The sequence below is a fragment of the Nocardia spongicola genome, assembly GCF_047200775.1.
Lineage (GTDB): Bacteria > Actinomycetota > Actinomycetes > Mycobacteriales > Mycobacteriaceae > Nocardia.
In genome coordinates this window covers 1-4,256 of the sequence record NZ_JBJZOO010000035.1, presented here as the reverse complement: position 1 = coordinate 4,256, position 4,256 = coordinate 1, and the positions used below count along the sequence as shown (strand labels likewise).

The window sequence follows — 4,256 nt, the reverse complement described above, 5'->3', positions numbered from 1 at the left end:
TCGGGAAGCTCGCGAGCATCGAACCCACCATTACCACTCACCCGTACCCGTGCTCTCGCATACCGGGCAGGGGTGCGCGGGCCAGGGCGATCGAACCGAGTACATTCAGCTGGAACAGTCGCTCGATCGCCGCATCGGGCAGGTCGGTCAGTGGCCCGGCCTGGCTTTCGCCCGCATTGTTGACCAGTACGTCGACTCGGTTGAGCCCGGTGCGGAAGCTGTAGATGGGGTAGATGCCATTGAGTGCCGAGCGCGATGAATTGATCGGCTACTTACGCCGGGACAGAGTGCGCCGTGCTCTCTTGAAGAACTGGCCTTCCCTTTCCTCCTGGATATGGATCTTCTCTTCCCGGACGGTGACCGTTCCTTCATGGGGGGCACTGGTATCCGGGGTGTCCGCCTCTTCCTGCGAGGTGTTGTCGGCAGCCTGTGTAGTGGGTTGGCTAGTTGTCGTACCGGTGCCTTGGAGGATCGTCTCGGACACTTTGGCGCCTGCCTGCTCCAGGCTGAACGACCGTCCGAGCTTCAGTGTCGTCAGGTCGACGTCCAGGTTCTGGGTGACCAGTGAGTTGAGTTCGACCGCCATGAGTGAGTCCAGGCCCAGTTCGGGTACGGGCACGGTCAGGTCGATGGTTTCGGCCGATACTCCCATCACGGTGGCCAGTTGTTCGGCGAGTATGTGCGCGACCGTATTTATGCGTTCGGTTTCGTCGAGGGCTGCGAGCTCGGCCCGCAACCGGGCGGAAGCCGAATCATGCTGTGCCGCAGCCGCGATTATGCCTTCGAGCCGGCCGGTCAGCGTCACCTGGGCTCCCATGCCGACGAACCGCTTCCAGCTCATCGGGCCGATGTGGGCTCGGGCGACATCGAGCCGTAATGTCTGTTCCAAGTACGGCGGTCCGTCGTTCATATCCATGGCTTCGAAGCCCAGATTGTGCAGGTAGCGGGTGACATTCTCATCAGCGGCGGCCATGCCCGCGCCGGTCATGTGGCCCCAGCCGACTGCCAGCGCGGGGAAACCTTGCTTGTGTAGAGCTTGCGCAAACGTTTCCATAGCGAGATTAGCCGCAGTGTAGGAGTACTGGCCTATATTGCCGAAAGCAGAGCTGGCAGAGGAGAACAGGACGAATTGGTCGAGTCGTGCCCCGGCCGCTACTATGCCGTTCCATAGTGCGTGTGCTCCGTCGACCTTGGTCCGGTAAACCTTGTCCAGGCCGGGCCGGTCCATCTCACTGATGCGTTTGTCGTCCAGGACGCCCGCGGTGTGGAAGATGCCCTGCAACGGGTGTTCGGGGGTGTGGGCGCGGGTGATCACTGCGGCGATCGCGTCGGTGTCGGTGACATCGACGGTTTCGGTGACCACCTCGACACCGTGGTGTTCCCATGCGGCGAGTTGGTCGCGGGCTTCGTCGGTGGTGGCGCCTCGGCGGCCGAGCAGGGTCAGGTGGCGGGCACCCTTATCGACCAGCCAGCGGCCGATCGTCATACCGAATCCGCCGAATCCGCCGGTGATCAGGTACTGCGCGTCGGCATCGATGGTGACTTCCGGTAGCGGTGGGCGTACCAGGGGTGCGTCCTCGGTCATGTCCAGTACCACCCGGCCGACCTGAGTCGAGCGCGCGACCTCTTCGAAAGCCTGCGTGATATCCGCAGTGCCGTACAGCTGGTAGGGCAGCGGTCGATAGACGCCGTCGCTGAGTTTCTGGAAGGCATCGAATGCCTTTCCTGTGAAAGCCTCCAGCTGTAGCAGCAGTATGCGGTCGAGGTCGAGCGAGGAGTAGGTCACGTTTTTGGTGAAGTGTCGTAGTTCGAGCGCGCCGCCGAAGTAGATATCGGCTTTGCCGAGTTCGACGATGCGTCCGAATTCCGCGACCGCGTCGAAGTTCTGTGCCAGGATCTCTCCGGGTGCGGAGTTGATCACTACGTCCGCGCCTTTACCGTCGGTGAGGGCGAGGATTTCGTCGACGAAGTCGAGGGAGCGGGAGTTCACGGCGTGGTCGGCGCCTTGTTCGATGACGTAGGCGCGGCGTTCGTCGGTGCTCGCGGTACCGATCACGCGGACGCCGTGCGCTTTGGCGACTTGTACCGCGGCCGAGCCGACCCCGCCTGCGGCGCCGTGCACCAGTACCGTCTCTCCCGGTCGCACCCGGGCCACTTCCTCCAGCGCGTATATCGCGGACAAGAACGCGGTGGTATTGCTGATCCATCCGGGCTCGAGATTGTCTGCGAGGCGGAATATCTTGTACGCGCTGAGGGTGTTGTAGCGGCGGATCATGCCTTTGCACAGGACGGAGACCTGGTCGCCGATCTCGTGATCGGTGACGCCGGCGCCGATGCGGGTAATCACCCCGGCGCCTTCCATACCGAGGTCGAGGCCGTAGTAGGTGTCGGCGAGTTCGCGTTCGCCGAGTACGCCCATGACCTTCATCGCGTCTTTGTAGTTGAGGCCGATGGCGATCATCTTCACTTCGACTTCGCCGGGGCCGGGGGCGCGCCGTTCGCATTGCCGCCAGCCCAGCTGGGAGAAGGCCTTGGTCTTGGGCAGCTCCAGCCGGAAGTTGGCTTCCGGGTCGGTCAGCGGCACGGGCTCATCGAGAGCATCGAGACGATCCTGCAGGGTGCGTTCCACCACGGTGACCCACCGGGCCCCGTCGTGCAGGGAAACCTCATCGGCGTGGTCGTAGGTGAACGCGCCGGGAATCGTCAGCTCCGCGGCGATTTCGGTGTCGGTGACGTGGTCGTCGAGGTCGATCAACCGCCACCGCAACCATGACTGCTCGTTGAACAGCACCCGGTGGGCGCCGACCAACGCGGCTCGGCTGAGGTTCGGGAGGGTGTCGGATTCCGGAGGGATGAAGGCGTTCTCGGTGATCAGCGAAGCGTAGAAGGTGTCGTCGCCGAGGGTATCCCGCTCGCCACCGTGTTCTTGTTGCCGGGTGCCGAGGAATTCTTCGGTGGTCACCGCGATGCGGCGCAGTGCCCACAGGGCGTCTACTTCGTCGTAGCCGGATCCCGCGACCACCACCAGGTGCAGGCGGTCGGCACCCTCGCGGGTGTGGGTGGTGTGTAGTTGTTCGGTGAGGGCGGTTTCGAGATCCTCGCGGTCGGGGTCGCCCACAACGAACAACTCGGCGCCTGCGGAGCCGGGGGTGGTCAGGCGCAGGATGCGTTCGGCGGCCGGAGTGGATGCGGTGCCCATCACCACGATCAGGGTGGCCAGGTCCGTGGTGCCGGGCAGGGTGGCTGGGTCGATGGGATCGCGTGTCTGCCAGACTTCTTGGTAGAACAGGTCGATCATGCGTTGCATCGGGGCAGGTCGTGGTGCGATCGATCCGAACTGTAAGCCGATGATCTGCATGCAGATGTTGTGTTCGGCGTCGAGCAGGTCGATATCGGCGCTGGTGCCGTCAGGGGCGAGTCGCGCTATCGCGGTGATGGTGTCGGAAAGTGGTGCGCGCAGGCGTACTTTGTCGACCGCGACCGGGACTCGAGCTCCATCCGGGTGGGTGTTGGTGGCTGCGATCAGGGCGGCCACGCTTTGGAAGGCGGCGTCGACGACTGCGGGGTGTGCGGCGTAGCGGCCCTCGCGGGCGATGGTGCCGTCGAGGGTGGCTACTACGTCGGTGTCGGAGACTCGGATCGAGGTGACGCGCTGGAATATCGGCCCGTATTCGAGTCCGGTCGCGGCCAGGGTGGTGTAGAAGTCGTCCGGGGCGATCTCGATCATGGTGTCGGTGGGTGGGATTTCGGCTTTGATCTGGTCGTAGGCGCCTTCGATCAGTCGGCCGGTGGCATTGACCGTCCACGTCGTATCGTCCATTTTCCGGGAGCGGATGGTGAAGCGGCGGGTCGATTCCTCCAGCTCCAAACGCATCAGCGGCATCTGTCCGTCTTCGATGGCCAAGGGGGCCACGAACCGGACATCCGCCACCCCGGCCTGGGTGGATTCGGTGCGTGCCAGTACGGCGCTCAGGGCCGCGTCCAGGTACCCGGCTCCTGGTAGCAGCCGGGTACCACCGACCACGTGGTCGGCCAGCCACGGCAGCACCTGCATGTTCAATTCCAGTTGCCAGCGCAGGCTGTCTTCGGGATCTTGGTCGCCCAGTGTGGTGTAGCTGTCCGGGGTGCCGTAGCGGCGGAGGTGGTTGAGTGGTATTTCGGTGCGGAGGTGGGTTTTCTGCCAGGGGTAGGTGGGGAGGTCGAGGTGTGGGGTGGGGGTGGGTAGGTCGGTGAACATTCCCTCGATGTCGAGTACC

Annotated in this window: 1 protein-coding gene and 1 pseudogene; both read right to left on the bottom strand. The window is 63.9% G+C overall.

From position 1 onward, the window contains the following. Nucleotides 1-40 precede the first annotated feature (40 nt). Nucleotides 41-205 (bottom strand): annotated as a pseudogene (locus ACL02S_RS24000) (SDR family NAD(P)-dependent oxidoreductase); the annotation flags it as partial. A 63-nt stretch (nt 206-268) separates the two neighbouring features. Beyond that, the coding region (locus ACL02S_RS23995; protein WP_412804765.1) for an SDR family NAD(P)-dependent oxidoreductase at nt 269-4,256 on the bottom strand (3,988 nt) is incomplete at its 5' end.